Source organism: Lysobacter luteus, from assembly GCF_907164845.1.
Lineage (GTDB): Bacteria > Pseudomonadota > Gammaproteobacteria > Xanthomonadales > Xanthomonadaceae > Novilysobacter > Novilysobacter luteus.
On record NZ_OU015430.1, the window covers coordinates 900,354 to 921,105 of the forward strand.

General features: G+C 69.3%; 19 protein-coding genes. 12 read left to right on the forward strand and 7 right to left on the reverse strand.

Annotated features, from left to right (window positions below; translation table 11 throughout):
- The first annotated feature begins 57 nt into the window (after positions 1–57).
- Positions 58–2,334, forward strand: a complete 2,277-nt coding sequence (locus tag KOD61_RS04230; RefSeq protein WP_215219808.1) for a DUF5916 domain-containing protein — start codon at positions 58–60, stop codon at positions 2,332–2,334.
- 3 nt (positions 2,335–2,337) lie between these two features.
- Here KOD61_RS04230 and KOD61_RS04235 read toward each other — a convergent pair whose 3' ends face one another.
- From KOD61_RS04235 to KOD61_RS04250, 4 genes are all read right to left on the reverse strand, one after another.
- Complete coding sequence (locus KOD61_RS04235) at positions 2,338–2,790, reverse strand: PIN domain-containing protein (protein ID WP_251370653.1); 453 nt, start codon at positions 2,788–2,790, stop codon at positions 2,338–2,340.
- A 14-nt stretch (positions 2,791–2,804) separates the two neighbouring features.
- Positions 2,805–3,557: a hypothetical protein gene (locus KOD61_RS04240; RefSeq protein ID WP_215219809.1), complete on the reverse strand. Its 753-nt coding sequence runs from the start codon at positions 3,555–3,557 to the stop codon at positions 2,805–2,807.
- A gap of 1 nt (position 3,558) precedes the next feature.
- Positions 3,559–4,119 (reverse strand): DUF1439 domain-containing protein, encoded by a 561-nt coding sequence (locus tag KOD61_RS04245; protein ID WP_215219810.1) that lies wholly within the window; start codon positions 4,117–4,119, stop codon positions 3,559–3,561.
- Between the two features lie 99 nt (positions 4,120–4,218).
- Positions 4,219–4,818, reverse strand: a complete 600-nt coding sequence (locus KOD61_RS04250) for a M23 family metallopeptidase (protein ID WP_215219811.1) — start codon at positions 4,816–4,818, stop codon at positions 4,219–4,221.
- 129 nt (positions 4,819–4,947) lie between these two features.
- Here KOD61_RS04250 and KOD61_RS04255 point away from each other — a divergent pair, with 129 nt between their 5' ends.
- Positions 4,948–5,442, forward strand: coding sequence for a CHRD domain-containing protein (locus KOD61_RS04255; RefSeq protein WP_215219812.1), 495 nt, complete (start codon positions 4,948–4,950; stop codon positions 5,440–5,442).
- A gap of 5 nt (positions 5,443–5,447) precedes the next feature.
- On the opposite strand, the gene fusA is transcribed toward KOD61_RS04255, so the two are convergent.
- Positions 5,448–7,502: an elongation factor G gene (fusA, locus tag KOD61_RS04260; protein ID WP_215219813.1), complete on the reverse strand. Its 2,055-nt coding sequence runs from the start codon at positions 7,500–7,502 to the stop codon at positions 5,448–5,450.
- A 240-nt stretch (positions 7,503–7,742) separates the two neighbouring features.
- Between fusA and KOD61_RS04265 the strand changes: the two genes are divergently transcribed.
- Both KOD61_RS04265 and KOD61_RS04270 read left to right on the forward strand, forming a co-directional pair.
- A complete protein-coding gene (locus KOD61_RS04265) occupies positions 7,743–8,177 on the forward strand; it encodes an OsmC family protein (RefSeq protein WP_215219814.1) in 435 nt (144 codons plus the stop codon).
- Positions 8,178–8,307: 130 nt separating this feature from the next.
- Complete coding sequence (locus KOD61_RS04270) at positions 8,308–9,024, forward strand: glycine zipper 2TM domain-containing protein (protein WP_215219815.1); 717 nt, start codon at positions 8,308–8,310, stop codon at positions 9,022–9,024.
- Positions 9,025–9,098: 74 nt separating this feature from the next.
- Here KOD61_RS04270 and KOD61_RS04275 read toward each other — a convergent pair whose 3' ends face one another.
- Complete coding sequence (locus KOD61_RS04275) at positions 9,099–9,983, reverse strand: PhzF family phenazine biosynthesis protein (protein WP_215219816.1); 885 nt, start codon at positions 9,981–9,983, stop codon at positions 9,099–9,101.
- Between the two features lie 300 nt (positions 9,984–10,283).
- On the opposite strand from KOD61_RS04275, the gene KOD61_RS04280 reads away from it, so the two are divergent.
- From KOD61_RS04280 to KOD61_RS04295, 4 genes are all read left to right on the forward strand, one after another.
- Positions 10,284–12,881, forward strand: a complete 2,598-nt coding sequence (locus KOD61_RS04280) for a bifunctional aspartate kinase/diaminopimelate decarboxylase (protein WP_251370654.1) — start codon at positions 10,284–10,286, stop codon at positions 12,879–12,881.
- Positions 12,878–14,239, forward strand: a complete 1,362-nt coding sequence (gene murL, locus KOD61_RS04285) for a UDP-N-acetyl-alpha-D-muramoyl-L-alanyl-L-glutamate epimerase (protein ID WP_215219818.1) — start codon at positions 12,878–12,880, stop codon at positions 14,237–14,239. The genes KOD61_RS04280 and murL overlap by 4 nt, the downstream gene beginning before the upstream one ends.
- The gene (gene murD / locus KOD61_RS04290; RefSeq protein WP_215219819.1) at positions 14,220–15,623 is read left to right on the forward strand and encodes a UDP-N-acetylmuramoyl-L-alanine--D-glutamate ligase; all 1,404 of its coding nucleotides are present in this window, start codon (positions 14,220–14,222) and stop codon (positions 15,621–15,623) included. The genes murL and murD overlap by 20 nt, the downstream gene beginning before the upstream one ends.
- A gap of 67 nt (positions 15,624–15,690) precedes the next feature.
- A complete protein-coding gene (locus KOD61_RS04295) occupies positions 15,691–16,482 on the forward strand; it encodes a dienelactone hydrolase family protein (RefSeq protein ID WP_215219820.1) in 792 nt (263 codons plus the stop codon).
- A 21-nt stretch (positions 16,483–16,503) separates the two neighbouring features.
- Here KOD61_RS04295 and KOD61_RS04300 read toward each other — a convergent pair whose 3' ends face one another.
- Entirely contained in the window at positions 16,504–17,502 is a 999-nt protein-coding gene (locus KOD61_RS04300) for a polyprenyl synthetase family protein (RefSeq protein ID WP_215219821.1), read from the reverse strand.
- 200 nt (positions 17,503–17,702) lie between these two features.
- On the opposite strand from KOD61_RS04300, the gene ssb reads away from it, so the two are divergent.
- Genes ssb through rfbC form a run of 4 tightly spaced genes read left to right on the forward strand, consistent with a single transcriptional unit; the run spans position 17,703 to position 20,752 of the window.
- Positions 17,703–18,197 carry a single-stranded DNA-binding protein gene (gene ssb, locus KOD61_RS04305; RefSeq protein WP_215219822.1) on the forward strand — a complete coding sequence of 165 codons (495 nt, stop codon included), beginning with the start codon at positions 17,703–17,705 and terminating at the stop codon, positions 18,195–18,197.
- Between the two features lie 53 nt (positions 18,198–18,250).
- Positions 18,251–19,303 (forward strand): dTDP-glucose 4,6-dehydratase, encoded by a 1,053-nt coding sequence (rfbB, locus tag KOD61_RS04310; protein WP_215219823.1) that lies wholly within the window; start codon positions 18,251–18,253, stop codon positions 19,301–19,303.
- A 10-nt stretch (positions 19,304–19,313) separates the two neighbouring features.
- Positions 19,314–20,198: a glucose-1-phosphate thymidylyltransferase RfbA gene (gene rfbA, locus KOD61_RS04315; RefSeq protein WP_215219824.1), complete on the forward strand. Its 885-nt coding sequence runs from the start codon at positions 19,314–19,316 to the stop codon at positions 20,196–20,198.
- Complete coding sequence (gene rfbC / locus KOD61_RS04320) at positions 20,195–20,752, forward strand: dTDP-4-dehydrorhamnose 3,5-epimerase (protein ID WP_215219825.1); 558 nt, start codon at positions 20,195–20,197, stop codon at positions 20,750–20,752. The genes rfbA and rfbC overlap by 4 nt, the downstream gene beginning before the upstream one ends.

The following is a 20,752-nucleotide window of genomic DNA, read 5'->3' on the forward strand; positions in this document are numbered from 1 at the left end:
GTCGGCGCGGGCGGTGGTTGCGCCTAGCCTGCGCACTCCCCGAACCGCCGGATCCCCATGCGCCTGCTGCCCGCCCCGTCCCTGCTCCCGCTCGCCCTGCTGCTTCCGGTCGCGCTCCCGGCCCACGCCGATGATGCCGCCGCGCGTCCGTCTGGCGGGCCCCGGATCGAGGTCGACGGCCGCATCGACCCGGAGGAATGGGCCGGCGCCCGCCACATCACGGACTTCCGCCTGACCCAGCCGCTGTCGCTGGAGGCGTCGCCGTACCCGACCGAGGCCTGGGTGAAGTCGACCCCCGACGGCCTGGCGGTGGCCTTCCGCAACGTCCAGCCGGCCGGCGTGCCGCGCACCCGCACGCGCACCCGTCGCGACGAGGGCGGCCAGCTGGACCGGGTCAACGTGGTCGTCGACTTCGACGGCGACGGCCGCACCGGCTACGACTTCATGATCACCCTGGCCGGCGGCATCGCCGACGAGGTCGTCACCAACGAGGGCCAGTTCAACAACGACTGGGACGGCAACTGGAAGCACGCCTCGCTGGAGACCGAGGAGGGCTGGAACGCCGAGTTCCTGATCCCGTGGTACATCGCGCCGATGGGCAAGGCCGACGGCGGCACCCGCACGGTGGGGCTGTACCTGGACCGCGTGGTCGGTTCCACCGGCGAACGCGTCGCCTGGCCGACCGCCAGCTGGTTGCGCCCGCGGTTCCTGTCGGACTTCGAGAAGGTCGAGCTGCCGGCCTACAGCCAGTCCCTGCTGGCGGTGACCCCGTACGTCGTCGGGGTGCACGACAACATCCTGGGCAAGAGCGAGTTCGACGCCGGCGCCGACATCTTCTGGAAGCCCAACGGCCAGACCCAGCTGACGGCGACAATCAACCCCGACTTCGGCCAGGTCGAGAGCGACGACCTGGTGGTCAACTTCGGCGCCGAGGAAACCTTCTTCAGTGACAAGCGGCCGTTCTTCACCGAGAACCAGGGCATCTTCAATTTCGGCCTGTTGATCGACAACAGCCAGCTGGTCTACACGCGCCGGGTCGGCGGCGCGGCCGACGATGGCAGCGGCGCGAGCGACATCGAGGCGGCGGTCAAGCTCAACGGCAGCCTGGGCGGGCTCAACTACGGCGTGCTCGTGGCCGAGGAGGACGGCGAGGCGGGCAGGTCGTTCCGCGCATTGCGGCTGAACCACGACTTCGAGCGGCAGAACGTCGGCGTGCTCGCGACCCAGGTGTTGCGCCCCTGGCTGGACCGCGAGGCGCGGGTGTTGGGCATCGATCACCGCTGGCAGCCCAACGACGCGCTGACCATCACCAGTAATGCCGTGGGCAGCCACATCGACGAGGCCGGCACCACCACCCGCGGCAGCGGCGCGACCACCGTGGTCGACTACGAGATGGGCAACGGCTGGCGCCAGCAGTGGCTCGCGATGCACTTCGGTGACGACCTGGAGGTCAACGACTTTGGCTACCTGGGGCGCAACAACCTCAACTATGGCCACTGGCAGCTCAGCCGGCGCCTGACCGGGCTCCCGGCGGAGTCTGCCTACTCATCGCACGACTACCGCGGCCGCCTCATCGGCATGGACAACGACCACGGGCTGCGGCTGCAGCGGCAGTTGCGCCTGATCCGCCAGAGCGACCGTCGCGACGGCGGCAGCGAGTACCTGCAGCTCAACGTCAACGCGCCGTCCTACGACGACATGCTGACGCGCGGGCGCAACCCGTTGTATCGCCCCGGCAACTTCAGCCTGTCGTTCGAACGCATGCGGCCGCGCAAGGGCGCGTGGGCCTGGGAGTTCGACGCCTTCGCCCAGAGTGGCGGCCTGGCCGGCAACGACAAGGTGGGTTATGGCGCGGCGTTCGAGCCCACCTACTACTTCAGCGACGCCTTGAGCGCCTTCGCGGGCGTCGAGTACGAATACACGCCCGACTGGCTGGTGTGGCAGCACGACAACCTGGTCGGCCGGTTCGAGGAACAGTCGCTCGAAGTCAATGCCGGGGTGGACTGGAGCATCGGCCAGCGGCAGGAGCTGCGGGTCAAGCTGCAGGCGATTGGGCTGGACGCGCAACTGGCCGAAGCGATCGAAGTGCAGCCCGATGGCCGTGCCGTGGTGGTGGCCGACCCGGTCAGCGACTTCAGCCTGCGCAACCTCGGGTTCCAGGTGCGCTACCGCTACATCCTCGCGCCACTGTCGGACCTCTACGTGGTGTACGGGCGCGGCGGCTACGTGTTCGACGAGTTCTCGGTGGGTCCGCGCGAGCAACTGGTCGACAGCTTCTCGCTGCGCGACAGCGAGCAACTGCTGGTCAAGCTGTCGTACCGGTTCGAGCTGTGACGGTCAGGTGGCGGGTCGCTCCGGCGACCACGCCTCGGGCAACAGGATGTCGAACAGGCCGTCGCGCCGGCAGCGCTTCGCCAGGGCAAGCACGGCACGGTCGCGGCTGAGCAGCCAGCCGGCGCCGGTGTCGCAGGCCAGGCGCAGGAACTTCTGGTCGTCGGGGTCGGCGCAGCGCGGCAATATCCGGGCCACCTCGCGCACGGGCCATGGGCAAGCGATCGCATCGAACGCGGCCACGTGCGCCTCGACCTGCGGTGTCCCAAGCTGCAGTACCGGGTAGCGCAGCACCCGCAGCCACTCGTCGCGTCCCTCGCCATCGACCATCGCCGCAACGGCGCCGGCCTCGAGCGCGGTGCGCAGGACGGTCACGCGCGGATCGCCGAACACCAACAGGTCCAGCCAGACGTTGGTATCGAGCACGATCCGGGGCGCATTGCGGTTGCCGGCAACCACCGTCGTGCCAGCGCTTACGGCTGCACCTCGCGGATGTCCGCGGACGCGATCCGCCAGGCCTGCTGCTCTGCGCTGGCGCCATCGACCACCGCCCGGCGCAGGGTGTACGCGCCGGCGTAGCGGTGCACGCTGCCGTCGGCGCGGGTGGTGCGCACGGCCACCGGCACCTCGATGTAGCGCGACCCGGCGGCGGCATCGATCCGCCCCGGCGTGAGGATCTCGACCGACATGCCCGAAACCCCGGCAAAACTGTTGGCGAACTGCTGCGGCGACTGACCGCTGGCGCTACCGTTGCCCGACCACAGGGTGTAGGCGCTGCCGTAGCTCCCGGCGCTGATCGAGTCGTAGTAGGCCTTGACGACGGCGACCGCCTCGGCCGCGCCCGGGCCGGCTGGCGTCGGTGCAGGCGCGTCGTCCGGCACCGGCGTAGGCGAAATCGCCGGGTCCGGGCCGGCGGCGCCGGGCTCGACCCCGTCGGGCGGCGCGGGATCGGCGCCGGCCAGCGCATCAAACGGAGGCAGCAGGTTGCCATCGCTGTCGACCGTGGTGCCCGGCGGCAACGTCGTCGGTGCTTCGGGTGGCGGGAGCGTGCGGTTCGGGTCGCCGGCATCAGGCATCCCGGTGACGCTGCCGCCGGTGCGCTCGGGTGCCGGGAGCGCTTCCCCGCTGTCGGTGCCGGCCAGCGCACGGTCGGCATCGGCGTCGTCGCCACCGCAACCGGACGCCACCGCGATTACCGCCATCAGCAGGAGCGAGAGGCCGCGCATCCTATTCGCCCAGGTTGACCACGACCAGGCCACGGTCGATCACGGTCGAGTCGATCCGGCGGGCGCTGATTCGGTCGAGCAGGGTGCTGTCGAGGCGGTACACCGGTTCGTCGCGTGCGTAGTCGGCGAGCCAGGTGTTCAGCAGCTCACGCGAGGTGCCGCTCATCACGCCACCCAGCGCCGGCACATCAACCGACTCGAGCACAGGATCCTGCAGGTGCAGGCCGCGGGTCTGCGGATCGAAGCGGAGCCCGCTGCTGAGCGCGAAATGGCCCGTCGTCCCGACGCTGCTGCCCATCGCCGACAGGCCGACGTCGAAGTCCAGGCGCAGGCGGCTGCTGTCATAAGGGATCGACAAGGTCGGGTTGGTGAGGCGCAGCGAGACCAGCCCGCCGAGGCGCTCGTACTGTTTGGGGAAGTTGCCGTCCAGCGCGTGCTGCAGTTGCGGCTGGGTAAACGTCACCTGGCTGCCGAGCAGCGCGCCCAGGGTATTGAGAGTGGAACAGCCTGCGAGCAGCACAACGAACACCACGAAAGCACCAACGGTCACGGGTTTGCGCATGATCGATCCTCGAATGACCACGGCCACCTTACGCAGCCGCGGTGAATGACGGGTTAGCACTTGCGGGGTATCGCCGACGTCCGTGTAGGCCACGGGATGCTAGCGCGCCGGAGCGGTTCCGGGTGGATCGACGTCGGCGGTGCGCAGACGTGGAAGCGGGTCGAGCGCACCACCGTCGGCGTAGATTCCGTAGTGCAGGTGGGGTGGGGTGCCCCGGGCGTTGCCGGTGTCGCCGACATAGCCCAACACGTCGCCCGGCAGCACCACGTCACCGACGGCGAGGCCCTCGCGCCAGTTGTCCAGGTGGGCGTAGTAGTGGCGTTCCAACGCGGGCCCCAGCACCCACACCTGGCGCCCGCCCAGCCCGCTTTCGCGTATGGCGCTGACCACGCCGCGGGTTGTGCTGCCAACCGGCGTGCCGCGTGCGGCGAAGATGTCGAGTCCTTCATGCGTCCGGTCGGTACCCCGGGCCGCGCCCCATGTGTCCGCGATGTCGTCCACCTCGACGCCGGCCACCGGCACGGGCAGGGAGCGTGGCGGCGGCATGCGTCGGATCTCCCAGGCCATCCGCACCGATGCCATGAAAGGTTGCTGCCATGCCCACCAGCCCGCGACGGCGAACGCGGCCAGCAGACCCAGCGTCGCCAGCAGCCGACGGGCGGCGGGAGCGTAGTCGCGGCGCTCGTTCGCAGGATCCATCGCCGCAGCCTGACACGGGCCCCGGCACGTTCGCGTCAAGCAGGCGGCACGGAAAGCGAGTCGGCTTCACGCGGGTTTGCCGCGCGACGCGGCCTATTGGCAGGCATTGCCTGCTCCGGAGTCGAATCCATGATCCGTCGAACCCTGCACCGCGCGCTGCTGCTTGGCCTGTTGGCGTTGCCGATCGTGCCTGCCGCGGCAGCGGACCTGTTGTTGCGCGGCGAGTTCAGCGGCGCCCGCGTGGTCTCGGCCACCGAATCGGATGCCACCGGCGAGGCCAGCGCGGTGCTGGCCGACGACAACGACCTGCTGGTCGACCTGGTCTATGCAGGATTGGCCAACGGGGCGACCGGCGCCTACCTGCACCGCGGCGCGGCGAACGAGAATGGCGACCGCGTCGCGGACCTGGGCATTCCGGCCGATACCACCGCCGGCCAGTTGCGCCAGGTTGAAATTGCGCTCGGGCCCGAGGATGCGGAACGGGTGCGTGCCGGCGAGTCGTACATCGTCATCACCACGCTGGCGTATCCCGATGGTGCGATTCGTGCGCAACTCGTCCCGCAGCCGATCCGGCTGCAGGACGTGGACGACCAGCCGCCCGAGCTGGAGGAAGAGGAGGGCTGACCCGGTCAGTCCTCGTCGTGCCGGGGCTGGTAGGCGGCAACCAGCTTCTGCTGCACCTGCGGCGGCACCGGTTCGTAGTGGCTGAAGTCCAGCGAGTAGCGGCCGCGACCGGCGGTCACCGACTTGAGCTCGGCCGCGTAGCCCTCCAGTTCCGACAGCGGCACCTGTGCCTTGACCACGATCTCGCCACGCACGGTGTCGGTCCCGTTGATGCGCGCGCGCTTTGACGCGAGCCCGCCACTGATGTCGCCCATGTGCTGCTCGGGCGCACTGACCTCCAGGTCGACGATGGGCTCGAGCACCTGCGGGCGCGCCCTGGCCACGGCGTCGAGGAATGCCTTCTTGCCGGCCGCGACGAACGCCACCTCCTTGCTGTCGACCGGGTGGTGCTTGCCGTCGTGCACCACCACGCGCACGTCCTGGATCGGGTAGCCGGCCAGCGCGCCGCTGCCCAGCACCTGTTGCACGCCCTTCTCGACCGCCGGCAGGAATTGGCCCGGGATGGTGCCGCCCTTGACCGCGTCGACGAACTCGAACCCGCTGCCGCGCGGCAGCGGTTCCACCCGCAGGAACACCTCGCCGAACTGGCCCGCGCCGCCGGTCTGCTTCTTGTGGCGGTGGTGGCCCTCAGCGGCTGCACTGACGGTTTCGCGATACGCGATCCGCGGCGGGCGCGACTCGACCTCGACGCCGTACTTGTCCTTCAGCCGGTCCAGGTTGACCCGCAAATGCAGGTCCGAGAGACCGTGCACGACCGTCTCGTTGGTCTCGGCCTCGTGCTCGACCACGAAGCACGGGTCCTCCTCGGACAGCTTGTGCAATGCCGTCGCCAGCTTCTGCTCCTGGCCCTTGCTGGCCGCCTCGATGGCGAGCCCGAACATCGGCCGGGGGAACTCCAGCGGCGACAGGTGGATCTGGTCCGCATCGAAGCTGTCGTGCAGCACCGCGTCGAAGTGCAGCTCATCCACCTTGGCCACGGCCGCGATGTCACCCGGCACCGCCCGGTCGATTTCGATGTGGTCCTTGCCCTTTAACTTGAACAGGTGGCCGACCTTGAACGGCTTCTTGCCGTCGTCGACATAGAGCTGACTGTCGCGGCGCACGGTGCCCTGGTAGACGCGGAAGACCCCGAGCTTGCCGACGAAGGGGTCGTTGACGATCTTGAACACGTCGGCGATGACGTGCGCCGACGGGTCGGGCACGGCTTCGATGCGCTCGCGCGTGGCGCCTTTCTCGAAGGGCGGCGGGTTGGCCTCGGCCGGGTTCGGGAACCATTGTGCGGCGACGTCGAGCAGTTCCGAGATGCCGACCCCGGTGCGCGCCGAGCAGAACAGCACCGGCACCAGGTGGCCCTCGCGCAGGCACTGTTCGAATGCCTCATGCAGCTGCTCGCCCGACAGGCCTTCCTCGCCGAGGTCGAGGTAGCGCTCCATCACCTTCTCGTTGATCTCCACCACCTGGTCGATGATCCTGCGATGCCAGTCGGCGACCGGGCCGAGGTCGCTGTCGCCGTCGGGGCTGGAGAGGCAGTCGACCACTTTCGAACCGCCGCCGGCCGGCAGGTTCAGTGGCAGGCACTCGGGGCCGAACGCCTCGCGCAATTCTTCGAGCACGCGTGCCAGGTCGGCTCCATCCTGGTCGATCTTGTTGACCACCACGACGCGGCAGAGGCCGCGCGAGCGGGCGCGCGCCATCATCCGCCGCGCGCCGTAGTCGACGCCGCTGGCGGCATCGATCACGACCGCGACGGTCTCAACGGCCGCCAGCGCCGACAGCGCGGGTCCGCGGAAGTCCGGATAGCCGGGGGTGTCGATCAGGTTGATGTGCACCGCCCGGCCGGGTCCGGTGTCGTGGTCGATGCTCGCCACGGCGATGTCGAGCGAATGGCCGCGCTGTTTCTCGATCGGGTCGTGGTCCGACAGCGTGTTGCCGCGCTCGACCGTGCCTGCCGTCTGGATGGTGCCGCCGGCGTGCAGCAGGGCTTCGAACAGGGTGGTCTTGCCGGCGGCGGGGTGGCCTGCGAGGGCCACGTTCCGGATGTCTTGCGTGGTGTAGGACATGAGCGGACTTCTCCCTTGGCTGGGATCGAAGGCCGTCATGGCTGTCCGCGCTGCGCGCCGGGCGTGGTGCGCTCGGCGGGCGGTCATGGCGGGAGGCCGGCGCGGGAACGCCGGAAGGCAAGCCTCGCGCTGCTGACCGGGCGAGTCAAGCGCGCCACCGGTGGGCGCTCGCACCCACCTGCATGCCCCGGTAACACTCGCGTCGCTACCGTGGCGTTCCACGTATGGAAGGAGCACGCCATGGGTATTTCGCGCCACGCCACCGCGCACTGGGAGGGCGACCTCAAGACCGGCAAGGGTCGGCTGAGCACGCCCGACAGCGGGTTGATGCAGGACACCCGCTATGCATTTTCCAGCCGCTTCGGCGACGAGAAGGGCACCAACCCGGAGGAGCTCATTGCCGCAGCGCATGCCGGTTGTTTCACGATGGCCCTGTCGGCCAAGCTGGCCGAGGCGGGCCACCCCCCGGCCCGGTTGGACACCCGCGCCGACGTCGACCTGTCGATGGAGGACGGGCCCGCACTTTCCCGCATCCGGCTCAAGCTGGACGCCGAAGTCCCCGGCATCGACGAGGCGCGGTTCCAGGAGATCGCCAACGACGCCAAGGAGAACTGCCCGGTATCGAAGGCGCTGAGCGCGGTGCCGATCACGCTGGAGGCGAAGCTCAAGCGCTGATGCCCGGCCAGCGACGCACTTGCTGAACCGTTTCACTTGTTGCTAACAAAATTCAGCCACCGTTGCCCGCAGCCGACCGAGGATGGGGGCCTCCGTCGGTTTTCCGATGCTGGCGCGCGCTGGAATACACATGAAGCGACTGACCACATGGGGCGTCGGCCCCGTCCTCGCCTTGGCCCTGGTGGCGGCCAGCGGCACGGTTTCGGCCCAGCAAGTCGGTGCCCTGCACGTCCAGCCGTCCACTGGCGGCTACTCCTCGCAGGGTGGCCAGTACGACTACGCGCGGGTGGTGCGGGTTGACCCGGTGATCGACTCGGGCCGCTACGGTTCGAACGACTACGCGTCCGGTGACCGTCGCTGCTACCAGCGGCAGGACCATGCGCGCGGCAGCGTGTACGACGGTGGCTACCGCGACGGCTACGGCCGCGACGACTACTACCGCGGCAACGACGGTTACGACCGCTACGGCAACGGCGGCAGCCAGATCGGCGGCACCATCGCCACGGTCATCGGCGGCGTGGTCGGCGCTGTCATCGGCAGCCAGGTGGGTGGCGGCAGTGCCCGCTACGCCACCTCGGCCATCGGCTCGATGGTCGGCGGTGTGGCTGGCCGGCAGATCTACGAGCAGAGCCAGCGGCAGCGCGACTACGCCGGCACCGTCACGGTGTGCGATCCGGTGCCGGTCGGCGACGATCGTTATGCGCGGGCCGGCAACATCCGCACCGCCGGCCGCGGTGTCACCGAGTACGACGTCACCTACGAATACGCCGGCCGCGAGTACACCACCCGCACCCAGTACCACCCGGGTGACCGGATCCGCGTACGGGTCGACGTCCGTCCGGAATAAGGTTTGACAGGGGAGTCGCGCGATTGCGCGCAGGGGGCCTCACGGCCCCCTTTTTTGTTGTCCCGGCGGCCGGCCTACCAGTCGATCTGGCCGCGTATCACCGGACACACGCGACCGCCGGACCAGACCTCGCCGTTGGCATCGACGTGCAGTTGCAGGCGCGCATCCGCGCCGACCTCGCGGCCCTGGCTGGCGACATACCGCCCATCACGCCCCGGCAGCGCATCGTTGTGCGTCAGCCATGCGGCGATCACCGCATTGGCGGCGCCCGACGCGGCATCCTCGAACGGACCGCTGGCACCGACGAACGCGCGCACCACCAGGTCGTGGCCCGCGTCGGCCTCCGACCGCGCGAAGGCGCACACGCCCATGCTGCCGGTGGACTTCGCCAGCGCGGCGATGGCGTCCCAGTCCGGCGCCGCGCCACGCAACGCGGCTTCGCTCGCGACTTCCACCAGCCACCAGCGCCGGCCGCCGTCCAGCAATGCCGGTGGCAACGCGCCCGGCAGGAACCCCGCGAGTGCCCCGGCCAGTCGCACGTCATCGCGCGTGGCGGTTTCCACCACCCGGGCGCGGGGCGTGCGCACGGCAATCACGCAGGGCTCCTCAGCCCCCGCTTTTTCGACCGACAGCGGCAGAACGCCCGCCACGCCCTCCTGCAGCAGGATTCCGTCGATCGGTCGGGCCAGCCCGGCATCCAGGACCGCAAACGCGGTCCCGACGCTGGGGTGCCCGGCAAACGGCACTTCGCGATGGGGGCTGAACATGCGCACCCGGTAGCCCGCGCCTGGCGTGGTCGGCGGGAACACGAAGGTCGTTTCCGGCAGGCGCGTCCAGCGGGCGATCGACTGCATCGTCGCGTCGTCCAGGCCTTCGGCGTCCAGCACCACCGCGAGCGGATTGCCCGCGCCGGGTCGATCGGCGAATACGTCCAGTTGCAGGTAGCGGCGCAGGGGCATCGGGGGGTGTCGTCTGAAAGGCGGGGAGTGCCGGAGGACCGGCGGCCGCGATGGAGTACGCGGCGGACAGGCCGGTGGCTAGGGGATCGGGTGCTGCCCTAGAATCGCGGCTTCGCGAACGGGCGAACGGTCGGCGGGACGCATTCTAGGCGGTTTGCGACGGCTTGGCCGCTCCTGCACCGCACGGGCTTGGCTGCGTGCGCGGGCCGCGCGTGACAGCGAGGACTCGGGCACGATGGGCGCTTCGTGCCGGGTCCTGCAAGGGATGCCCGCAACCCCGTAAATCCAGAGGCGGACGTGGTGACGCAAGCGCAACGTTGGGTAGTGCTCAAGTTCGGTGGCACCTCGGTGTCGCGGCGCAATCGCTGGGACACCATCGGGCGCATCGCCGCGGGCCGCATGTCCGACGGGGACGTGCGCGTGCTGGTGGTGGTATCGGCCCTGTCGGGCGTTACCAACGAGTTGCTGGCGATCGCCAATGGCGACGATGTGCCCGGCCGGCTGGCGGGATTGATCGAGCGTCACCGGGGCTTCTGCGTCGAGCTCGGGCTCGACCCCGATGCCATGCTTGGCGAGCGCTTGGCTGCGCTGGAAGCCCTGGGCACGGACGCGCGCGCCGCGGGCCGGCCACTGGCCTGGCAGGCCGACGTGCTCGCCCAGGGCGAGCTGATGTCGTCGACCATCGGTGCGGCCTACCTGCGCTCGCAGGGCCACGATTTCGGGTGGTGCGACGCGCGCGACTGGCTTGATGCGATCGCGCTGCCGAACCAGAGCGAATGGGCCTCGCGCTTGGCGGTCAACTGCCGGCGTGACGCCGACGCCGGGTTCGGGACGCGGTTTGCCGCGCAACCGGCGCGCATGCTGCTCAGTCAGGGGTTCATCGCCCGCCACGCGGACGGCGGCACCGCCGTGCTCGGGCGGGGCGGTTCCGACACGTCGGCGGCGTGCTTCGGCGCGCTGCTGGGTGCCGAGCGCGTCGAGATCTGGACGGACGTGCCCGGCATGTTCAGCGCCAACCCGCGCGAGGTGCCCGACGCCCGCCTGCTCGCCCGGCTCGACTACGCCGAGGCGCAGGAAATCGCCACCACCGGTGCCAAGGTGCTGCACCCGCGTTCGATCGCGCCGTGCCGCGACGCCGGCGTGCCGATGGCGATCCTCGACACCGAGCGGCCCGAGCTGCCCGGCACCCGGATCGACGCCAGCGCGGCGACCGTGCCCGGCGTCAAGGCAATCAGCCGGCGCGACGGCGTGGTCCTGGTGTCGATGGAAAGCATCGGCATGTGGCAACAGGTGGGCTTCCTTGCCGATATCTTCGAGCGCTTCCGCCGCCACGGGCTCTCGGTCGACCTGATCGGCTCGTCGGAGACCAACGTCACCATCTCGCTGGACCCGAGCGAGAACCTGGTCACCAGCAACGTGCTCGAGGCCCTGGCGGCCGACCTGGCCGAGGTCTGCCGGGTCAAGGTGATCGCGCCGTGTACCGCGATCACCCTGGTCGGGCGCGGCATGCGGTCGCTGTTGCACAAGCTGTCCGATGTCTGGGCGACGTTCGGGCAGGAGCGCGTGCACCTGATTTCGCAGTCCTCCAACGACCTCAACCTGACGTTCGTCGTCGACGAGGCCGATGCCGAAGGCCTGCTGCCGCAATTGCACGCCGAACTGATCCGCAGTGGCGCGATGCCGGTGCGCGCGGCCGGTGTGTTCGGCCCGAGCTGGCGCGACCTGGCGGTCGGGCGGCCGCAGCGCCCCGCGTCGTGGTGGGTGGGCCGGCGCGACCAGTTGCTGGCGCGCGCCGCCGTCGGCACACCGCGCTACGTCTATGACCTGGCCACCGTGCGGGATCACGCACGGATGCTGACCGGCACCGCGGCGGTCGACCAGTGCTTCTTCGCGATCAAGGCCAACCCGCACCCGGCGATCCTGCGCGCGATCGCCGCCGAGGGCTTCGGGCTGGAGTGCGTATCGCTGGGCGAGATCGAGCACGTGTTCGCGCACGTGCCGGGGCTTTCTCCGCGCAACGTGCTGTTCACCCCGAGCTTTGCGCCGCGCCGCGAGTACGAGGCGGCGTTCGACCACGGCGTCACCGTCACCATCGACAACATCGAGGCGCTGCGCCGCTGGCCGGAGGTCTTCCGCGGCCGCACCGCGTGGCTACGCCTGGACCTCGGCCACGGCGAGGGCCACCACGCCAAGGTCAAGACCGGTGGCGTCGCGGCCAAGTTCGGCCTGCCGCTGGCGAAAGTCGACGCGTTCCTCGATGCGGCCCGCGACATCGACCTGCGCATCAGCGGCCTGCATGCGCACCTTGGCAGCGGCATCGACGACGCCGGCCACTGGCACGGCGTCTACGCGCACCTGGCGGGGCTGGCCGACATGATCGGGACAGTGGAGACGATCGACATCGGCGGTGGCCTGCCGGTGCCGTACGCGCCCGAGTCGCCGCTGTTCGACGTCGCGCTGTGGCGGGCAGGGCTCGACGAGATCAAGGCGAGCTACCCGCGCTACCGCCTGGTGGTCGAGCCGGGGCGCTACCTGGTTGCCGAAGCGGGCGTGCTGTTGCTGTCGGTCACGCAGGTGGTCGAGAAGGACGGCGTGCGCCGCGTCGGTGCGGACGCCGGTATGAATGCCCTGATGCGGCCGTCGGTCTACGACGCCTACCACGGCATCCACAACCTCGACCGGCTGGATGACACGGAGCTCACGGAGTTCGACGTGGTCGGCCCGATCTGCGAGAGCGGCGACGTACTTGGCCACGGGCGCCCGCTGCCGGCCGCCACCGCCGAAGGCGACGTGTTGCTGGTCGCCGACACGGGTGCATACGGCATGGTCATGGCCAACACCTACAACCTGCGGGCGCTGCCGGCAGAGGACATCCTTGATGAAGGCGGCATCGAATGAGTGAGTGGAAGTTCCAGCGCGACGCGATCCAGTCCTTCCGCTTCGTGCGCTGCGGGTTGGACGCCGCGACCGGCGTGGCGGAACTGGTCTACGCCTTCGACGACGGTCCCGAGCTGGTTGAGACGGTCACCGTCCCCGGTGCGCCGTTCGCGCTGGACGGCGACCGTGCCGTTGCAGTCGAACGCGCGCTGCGGCTGCTGCACCTGGTAGCCGGTGTCAGCTATTACAAGGCGGCGGTACCCGCGCAGATCCGCATCGACTCGTATGCGATCGACGCCGACACCGCCGCGCTGCTGGAGTCGGTCTACCTCAACGGATTGGGCGAATTCGCCTACCGCAATGGCCTGGATCTGCACGGGCGCATCGTGTTTCCGCACGGCGAGCCGCCGGGTGGGCCGGCGCCGGCGCTCGGCCTGCGCAAACACGCGCTGGTGGCGATCGGAGGCGGCAAGGATTCGCTGGTCAGCATCGAAGCGCTGCGTGCGCTGGGCGTGGAGCAGACCGTCAGCTGGATCGGCGGCTCGCAGCTGATCCGCGCCTGCGCCGACCGCACCGGGCTGCCCACGCTCAACATCGGCCGCGCGCTGGCGCCACAACTGTTCGACTACAACCGGGAAGGCGCCTGGAACGGCCATATCCCGGTCACGGCGGTCAACTCGGCGATCCTGGTGCTGGCGGCGCTGCTGCAGGGCGTCGACCAGGTGGTGTTCTCCAACGAGCGCTCCGCCAGCTACGGCAGCCTGATCGAGGGGACGGGCGAAGTGAACCACCAGTGGTCGAAGGGCTGGGCGTTCGAGCAGGCGTTCGGCACCTATGTGCAGTCGAGCATCGCGGCGGACCTGCACTACTACTCGCTGCTGCGCCCCTTGAGCGAGCTCGCGGTGGCGCGGCAGTTCAGCCGTTCCGACCGGTACGACGCGCACTTCTCCAGTTGCAACCGCAACTTCCACATCCTCGGCGAGCGCCCGGTCAGCCGCTGGTGCGGGGTCTGCCCGAAGTGCCACTTCGTGTTCCTCGCGCTTGCGCCGTTCATGAGCAAGCCGCGGCTGGTCGGCATCTTCGGCCGCAACCTGCTCGATGACCCGGGGCAGACGGCTGGCTACGACGCGTTGCTGGAATACCGCGACCACAAGCCGTTCGAGTGCGTCGGTGAAGGCCGCGAATCACGTGCGGCCATGGCCGCGCTCGCCGCGCGCCCGGAATGGCGCGAGGACGCACTGGTCGAGCGGTTCATCCGCGAGATCCGTCCGCAACTGGGCGACGGCGACCTGCGGATCGAACCGCTGCTGCGGATCGATGACGAGCAACGCATTCCCCCCGCGCTCTGGAAACGCCTGCGTGCGCATCTCGCAGCTTGAGGGACAGCGCGTCGCGCTATGGGGGTGGGGCCGCGAAGGCCGGGCCGCCCATCGCGCGATCCGCAGCCGTCTGCCCGATCTGCCGCTGACACTGTTCTGCAGCGGTACCGAGGCCGACGACGCCCGTGGCCTGGGCGATACGCACCTCCAGGTCATGACCGACGCGAGCGCCGAGCAGCTCGGCGGATTCGATGTCGTTGTGAAGTCGCCGGGCATCAGCCCGTACGGCGAGGCGGCGAGCGCTGCGATGGCCCGCGGCACGCGCTTCATCGGCGGAACCGCGCTGTGGTTCGGCGAGCGCGCCGGCAGCGACGGCGTGGTCGCCCACACGGTTTGCGTCACCGGTACCAAGGGCAAGAGCACCACGACCGCGTTGCTGGCCCACCTGCTGCGCGCCGGTGGCCACCGCACCGCGCTGGCGGGGAACATCGGCCTGCCGCTGCTAGAGTTGCTGGACCCGCCTCAGCCACCGGACTACTGGGCGGTCGAACTGTCGAGCTACCAGACCGGCGACGTCGCCGCCGGGGGAGGGCGGCCGGAGGTCGGCGTGGTGCTCAACCTGTTCCCGGAGCACCTGGACTGGCACGGCTCGCAGGCGCGCTACATCGAGGACAAGTTGAAACTGCTGACCGAGGCGCGCCCGCGGGTGGCGGTGCTCAATGCGGCCGATCCGCAGTTGTTGGCGCTGCCATTGCCCGGCAGCGAGGTGCGCTGGTTCGGTCGCGAAGACGGTTGGCACCTCCGTGGCGACGACCTGTACCGCGGCGACACCTTCGTCATGGACACATTGCCGCTGCCGCTGCCTGGTCGCCACAACCGCGGCAACCTGTGCGCGGTACTCGCCGCGGTAGAGGCGCTGGGACTGGATGCGACAGCGCTTGCAACCCACGCCGCCAGCTTCCGGCCGCTGCCCCACCGGTTGCAGGTACTCGGAAGCCGGGGTGCGGTGACCTACGTCAACGACTCGATCAGCACCACGCCGCACGCGAGCCTGGCCGCGCTCGAGTGTTTCGGCGCCCGCCGTATCGCGCTGCTGGTCGGGGGGCACGACCGGGGGGTCGACTGGTCCGCTTTCGCGGAGGCTGTCGCGCACCGTCCACCGGCCGCGATCATCACGATGGGCGCCAATGGGCCGCGGATCAACGAGCTGCTCGCGCCACCGGCGTCGCGGGGCACGTTCGGGCTGGCCGCAGCCGGTGATCTCGCTGACGCCTTGCGGCAGGCTGAAGTAGCGTTGGCGGGCGAAGGCGTGGTGCTCCTGTCGCCCGGCGCGCCCAGTTTCGGGCCGTACCGCGACTACGTGGAGCGCGGTCGGCATTTCGCCGCGCTGGCCGGGTTCGACCCCGACGCCATCAGCGCCATTCCAGGTCTCGGCGTGGCGTAACCGGCGCTCATCGCACCCGCGTGTCGATGGCGCTACCCTCGGCGCAGCCCACCCGAGGAGTTTCGCCATGCGACCGCTTCGCCTTGCCTGTGCTCTCCCGCTCGCCCTCCTGGCCACGCCCGTGTTTGCGGAAATGCGGGCCGAGCCGGTCGAATGGTCCATCGGCGACACCACCTTCAGTGGCGTCCTGGTCCACGACGACGCCAACGCGATTTCGCGCCCCGGCGTGGTGATGGTGCCCAACTGGATGGGGGTCACGCCGTCGGCCGTCGAGAAGGCCAAGCAGCTGGCTGGCGACGATTACGTTGTCCTCGTCGCCGATGTCTATGGCAAGGACGTGCGGCCGAAGGATCGCGAAGCCGCCGGCCAGGTGTCGGGTGCGCTGAGGGAGGACCGCCGCATGCTGCGTGCCCGCGTGGCCAAGGCGGTCGAGGTGCTTGCGGCGCAGGCGGACGAGGCGCCGGTCGACGCCGAGCGGATCGCTGCGCTGGGATTCTGCTTTGGCGGAACAGCGGTGCTCGAACTCGCCCGCGGCGGGAGCGAGGTCGACGGCGTGGTGAGCCTGCACGGTGGCCTGTCGACCCCGTTGCCGGCCAAGGACGACGCGGTGCGCACATCCATCCTCGTGCTCAATGGTGCCGATGACCGCGGCGTCACCGACGAGGACATTGCCGGCTTCGAGCGGGAGATGGACGCCGCGGGCGCCGATTGGCAGTTCGTCAACTTCAGTGACGCGGTGCACTGCTTTGCCGAGGCGGACGCGAACAACCCGCCGGGCTGCGTATACAACGAACGGGCGGCCACGCGCGCGTTCGAGATGACCCACGACTTCCTGCGCGAGCGGTTCGCGGCAGAGTAGGAGGGTGGCACCGGGTCCGGGTCAGTGGTCGCGGCTGACCGCATAGGCGGACAGCCCGCGCAGGGCGGCCACGTAGTCGTTGTCAGCCAGGCCGTCCAGTGCGGTCCCGGCGCGTTGCGCGTAGTCGAGCGCGCGGCGGCGGCTGTAGTCGAGCCCGCCGGTGGCGTGGATCGCTTCGATGACAGCGGGTAGAGCGGCGTTGTCGCCGGTCTCGATCGCCGCGCGCAACCGCCCGGCGGTGACCGGGTCGGCGTGGCGGATCGCATGGATCAGCGGCAGCGTCGCCTTGCCCTCGGCAAGGTCGTCGCCGAGGTTCTTGCCCAGCGTTTCCGCGTCGGAGGCGTAGTCGAGCACGTCGTCAGCGATCTGGAACGCGTAGCCGAGGTTGAGGCCGTAGTCGTGCAGGCGCTGGGCGGTGGCCTCGTCGGCACCCGCCAGCATCGCGCCCAGCCGGGTCGCGGCGGCGAACAGCACGGCCGTCTTGCGCTCGATCACGCGCAGGTAGGCCGCCTCGTCCGTGTCGGGATTGCGCACGTGCAACAGCTGCAACACCTCGCCTTCGGCGATGCGGTTGGTGGTGTCGGCCAACAGCCGTTGAACCGGCATGCTGTCGAGCTCGACCATCAGCTGGAAGCTGCGCGAATACAGGAAGTCGCCCACCAGCACGCTGGTGGCGTTGCCCCAGACGGCATTGGCAGTGCTACGCCCGCGGCGCAGGTCGGACTCGTCGACCACGTCGTCGTGCAGCAGGGTCGAGGTGTGGATGAACTCGACCACCGCGGCCAGCTGGTGGGCGTCGGGTCCGCGGTGTCCCAGCGCGCCCGCGGCAAGCAACAGGAGCATCGGGCGCAGGCGCTTTCCGCCGGCGCCGATGATGTACTCGGCCACCTGGTTGATCAGCACCACGTCGGAGGCGAGGCGCCGACGGATCAGTCCGTCGACCGCGTCCATGTCGGCCCGCGCCAGCGACTGGATGTCGGACAGGCTGTAGCCGCTGCGGGGCGTGGTGCTGGCGTGCATGGAGTGACCCGGGCCGGTGGACCCCGCATTATAGGTGGTTGGCCGGGGGCGCGGCCTTGCTCGAAGCCGCCATCGGGACTGGCCGGATTCCGACCCGACGCCGGGGTGGATTCCGGGTCCGGTGGCCTCGACGGGGTGGGTATACTGGCCTGCCGCTCGCCGCGCCGCGGCGACTTCCTCGACACGACAGGACCGAATTCATGGCACGTGGCGTAAACAAGGTGATCCTCGTCGGCAACCTCGGCAACGATCCCGAGACCAAGTACACCCAGGGCGGCATGGCCGTGACCACGCTCAGCCTGGCCACCACCAGCGTGCGCAAGGACCGCGACGGCAATACCCAGGAGCGCACAGAGTGGCACCGGGTCAAGCTGTTCGGCAAGCTCGGCGAGATCGCCGGCGAGTACCTGAAGAAGGGCCGGCAGGTCTACATCGAAGGCTCGATCCGCTACGACAAGTTCACCGGGCAGGACGGCGTCGAGAAATACTTCACCGACATCGTCGCCGACGAGATGCAGATGCTCGGCGGCGGGGGCGAGGGTGGCGGCGCCGGCGGTGGCGGCTACCGCGGCGGTGATCGCAGCGAGCGCCCGGCACGCACGGCGGCCCGGCAGGAAGCGCCGCGGCGCGACGCGCCGCCGGCCAAGTCGAATGACTTCGGCGACGACTTCGCGGATGACGATATTCCGTTCTGAGCGATGTCAGGCGGGTTGATCGAATCAAATTAACTTTTTGCGGGAGTGACTGAGTGCCTACATGGCTTGTGACCGGCGGAGCCGGGTTTATCGGTGGGAATTTTGTCCTGGACGCGGTCAATCGCGGCATCAAGGTAGTTAATCTCGATGCCTTGACCTACGCGGGCAACCTAGACACGCTCGCCTCGCTGGCGGACAACCCGCGCCACGTCTTCGTCGAAGGCGACATCGGCGATGCGGGCCTGGTCAAGCGCCTGCTGGATGAGCATCGGCCCGAAGCGGTCATCAACTTCGCTGCCGAGAGCCACGTCGACCGTTCGATCGATGGCCCCGGGGCGTTCGTCCAGACGAACGTGGTCGGCACGTTGAGCCTGCTCGAAACGACCCGCGACTACTGGAAGGCGCTCGACGCAACGGCGCGCGATGCATTCCGGTTCCTCCACGTTTCCACCGACGAGGTCTACGGGACGCTCGGCGATACCGGCCGGTTCACCGAGACCACGCCCTACGCGCCCAACTCCCCGTATTCGGCATCCAAGGCGGCCTCCGACCACCTGGTCCGGGCGTTCCACCACACCTACGGGTTGCCGGTACTCACCACCAACTGCTCCAACAACTACGGCCCCTACCAGTTCCCGGAGAAGCTCATCCCGCTGGTCATCGCCAAGGCGTTGGCCGGCGAGCCGCTGCCGGTCTATGGCGACGGGTTGAACGTCCGGGACTGGTTGTACGTGGGCGACCATTGCGACGCGATCCGCACGGTGCTCGAGCGCGGCCGGGTGGGCGAGACCTACAACGTCGGTGGTGACGCCGAGCGCACCAACATTACCGTCGTCCGCACCATCTGCGCATTGCTCGACGCACGGCGTCCGCTGGCCGACGGCCGCGCCCGTGAATCGCTGATCACCTACGTCAAGGACCGACCCGGCCACGATCGCCGCTATGCGATCGACGCGGACAAGCTCAAGGGCGAGCTGGGCTGGGCGCCGACCGTGACCTTCGACGAAGGCATGGCCCGCACGGTCGACTGGTACCTCGACAACGCGCCCTGGGTGCAACGGGTGCTGGATGGCAGCTACCGCCTCGAGCGTATCGGCCAGGCCTGAGGGAGATCGCATGAATCGCAAGGGCATCATCCTGGCCGGCGGCTCCGGCACCCGGCTGTATCCGATCACGCAGGCGATCAGCAAGCAGCTGCTGCCGATCTACGACAAGCCGATGATCTACTACCCGCTCAGCGTGCTGATGCTGGCGGGGATCCGCGAAGTGCTGATCATCAACACCCCGCACGAGCAGGCGCTGTTCCAGAACCTGCTGGGCGACGGTTCGCAGTGGGGCATGAAGATCGAGTACGCCGTGCAGCCGAGCCCCGACGGGCTTGCGCAGGCGTTCCTGATCGGCCGCGAGTTCCTGGACGGGCAGCCCAGCTGCCTTGTGCTGGGCGACAACATCTTCCATGGCCCGGGGCTGACCGCCATGCTTACTCGCGCCGGCCAGCGTGAAACCGGCGCCACCGTGTTCGGTTACTGGGTGAACGACCCGGAGCGTTACGGCGTAGCCGAATTCGACGGAGACGGCCGGGTGGTGGGGTTGGAAGAGAAGCCTCCGAAGCCGCGGTCCAACTACGCGGTGACCGGGCTGTACTTCTACGATGGCCGTGCCAGCGAGTTCGCGTCGAGCATCAAGCCGTCGCACCGCGGCGAGCTGGAAATCACCGACCTCAACAAGTGCTACCTCGATGAAGGTTCGCTGCACCTGGAGCGCCTGGGACGCGGTTATGCGTGGCTCGACACCGGCACCCACCAGTCGCTGCTCGAGGCGTCCAACTACATCGAGACGATCGAGGCCCGCCAGGGCCTGCGCGTGTGCTGCCCGGAAGAAATCGCCCACGGCAACGGCTGGATCGACGACGACCGCCTGCGCGAGCTGGCGCAACCTCTGGTGAAGAATGGCTACGGCAAGTACCTCCTCGACCTGATCGATCGCGGGTATGTGCCATGAAGGTGATCGAGACGGACCTGCCGGGTTGCCTGGTGATCGAACCGCGCGTGTTCGGGGACGACCGCGGTTTCTTCTTCGAATCCTTCAATCACGACCGCCTGCGCGAACATGGGCTGCAACCGGCGTTCGTGCAGGGCAACGTGTCCTCATCGGTGCGCGGCGTGCTGCGCGGACTGCACTACCAGTGGCCCAATCCGCAGGGCAAGTACGTGTCGGTGGTTGAAGGCGAGGTGTGGGACGTGGCTGTCGACATCCGGCGCGGTTCGCCCACCTTCGGTCGCTGGACCGCCGTGGTCCTGAGCGCTGAGAACAAGCGGCACTTCTGGATCCCGGAAGGCTTCGCCCATGGCTTCGTGACACTGAGCGAGCGTGCCGTGTTCACCTACCTGTGCACGGCCACCTACGACGCCGCCGCCGACGCCAACATCCGTTGGGACGATCCGCGGCTGGCCATCGACTGGCCGGTCACCGACCCGCAGCTGTCCGGCAAGGATGCCGCCGCACCGCTGCTGGACGACGTCGCGTTGGATCGCCTGCCCGTCTTCAGTACCTGA

Coding starts and splice junctions, on each gene's coding strand:
- KOD61_RS04270 (WP_215219815.1), top strand. CDS start 8,308: ATGAAGCGACTGACCACATGGGGCGTCGGCCCCGTCCTCGCCTTGGCC.
- KOD61_RS04275 (WP_215219816.1), bottom strand. CDS start 9,983: ATGCCCCTGCGCCGCTACCTGCAACTGGACGTATTCGCCGATCGACCC.
- KOD61_RS04255 (WP_215219812.1), top strand. CDS start 4,948: ATGATCCGTCGAACCCTGCACCGCGCGCTGCTGCTTGGCCTGTTGGCG.
- fusA (WP_215219813.1), bottom strand. CDS start 7,502: ATGTCCTACACCACGCAAGACATCCGGAACGTGGCCCTCGCAGGCCAC.
- KOD61_RS04245 (WP_215219810.1), bottom strand. CDS start 4,119: ATGCGCAAACCCGTGACCGTTGGTGCTTTCGTGGTGTTCGTTGTGCTG.
- rfbA (WP_215219824.1), top strand. CDS start 19,314: ATGAATCGCAAGGGCATCATCCTGGCCGGCGGCTCCGGCACCCGGCTG.
- KOD61_RS04300 (WP_215219821.1), bottom strand. CDS start 17,502: ATGCACGCCAGCACCACGCCCCGCAGCGGCTACAGCCTGTCCGACATC.
- ssb (WP_215219822.1), top strand. CDS start 17,703: ATGGCACGTGGCGTAAACAAGGTGATCCTCGTCGGCAACCTCGGCAAC.
- murL (WP_215219818.1), top strand. CDS start 12,878: ATGAGTGAGTGGAAGTTCCAGCGCGACGCGATCCAGTCCTTCCGCTTC.
- rfbC (WP_215219825.1), top strand. CDS start 20,195: ATGAAGGTGATCGAGACGGACCTGCCGGGTTGCCTGGTGATCGAACCG.
- KOD61_RS04265 (WP_215219814.1), top strand. CDS start 7,743: ATGGGTATTTCGCGCCACGCCACCGCGCACTGGGAGGGCGACCTCAAG.
- KOD61_RS04230 (WP_215219808.1), top strand. CDS start 58: ATGCGCCTGCTGCCCGCCCCGTCCCTGCTCCCGCTCGCCCTGCTGCTT.
- KOD61_RS04240 (WP_215219809.1), bottom strand. CDS start 3,557: ATGCGCGGCCTCTCGCTCCTGCTGATGGCGGTAATCGCGGTGGCGTCC.
- KOD61_RS04295 (WP_215219820.1), top strand. CDS start 15,691: ATGCGACCGCTTCGCCTTGCCTGTGCTCTCCCGCTCGCCCTCCTGGCC.
- KOD61_RS04250 (WP_215219811.1), bottom strand. CDS start 4,818: ATGGATCCTGCGAACGAGCGCCGCGACTACGCTCCCGCCGCCCGTCGG.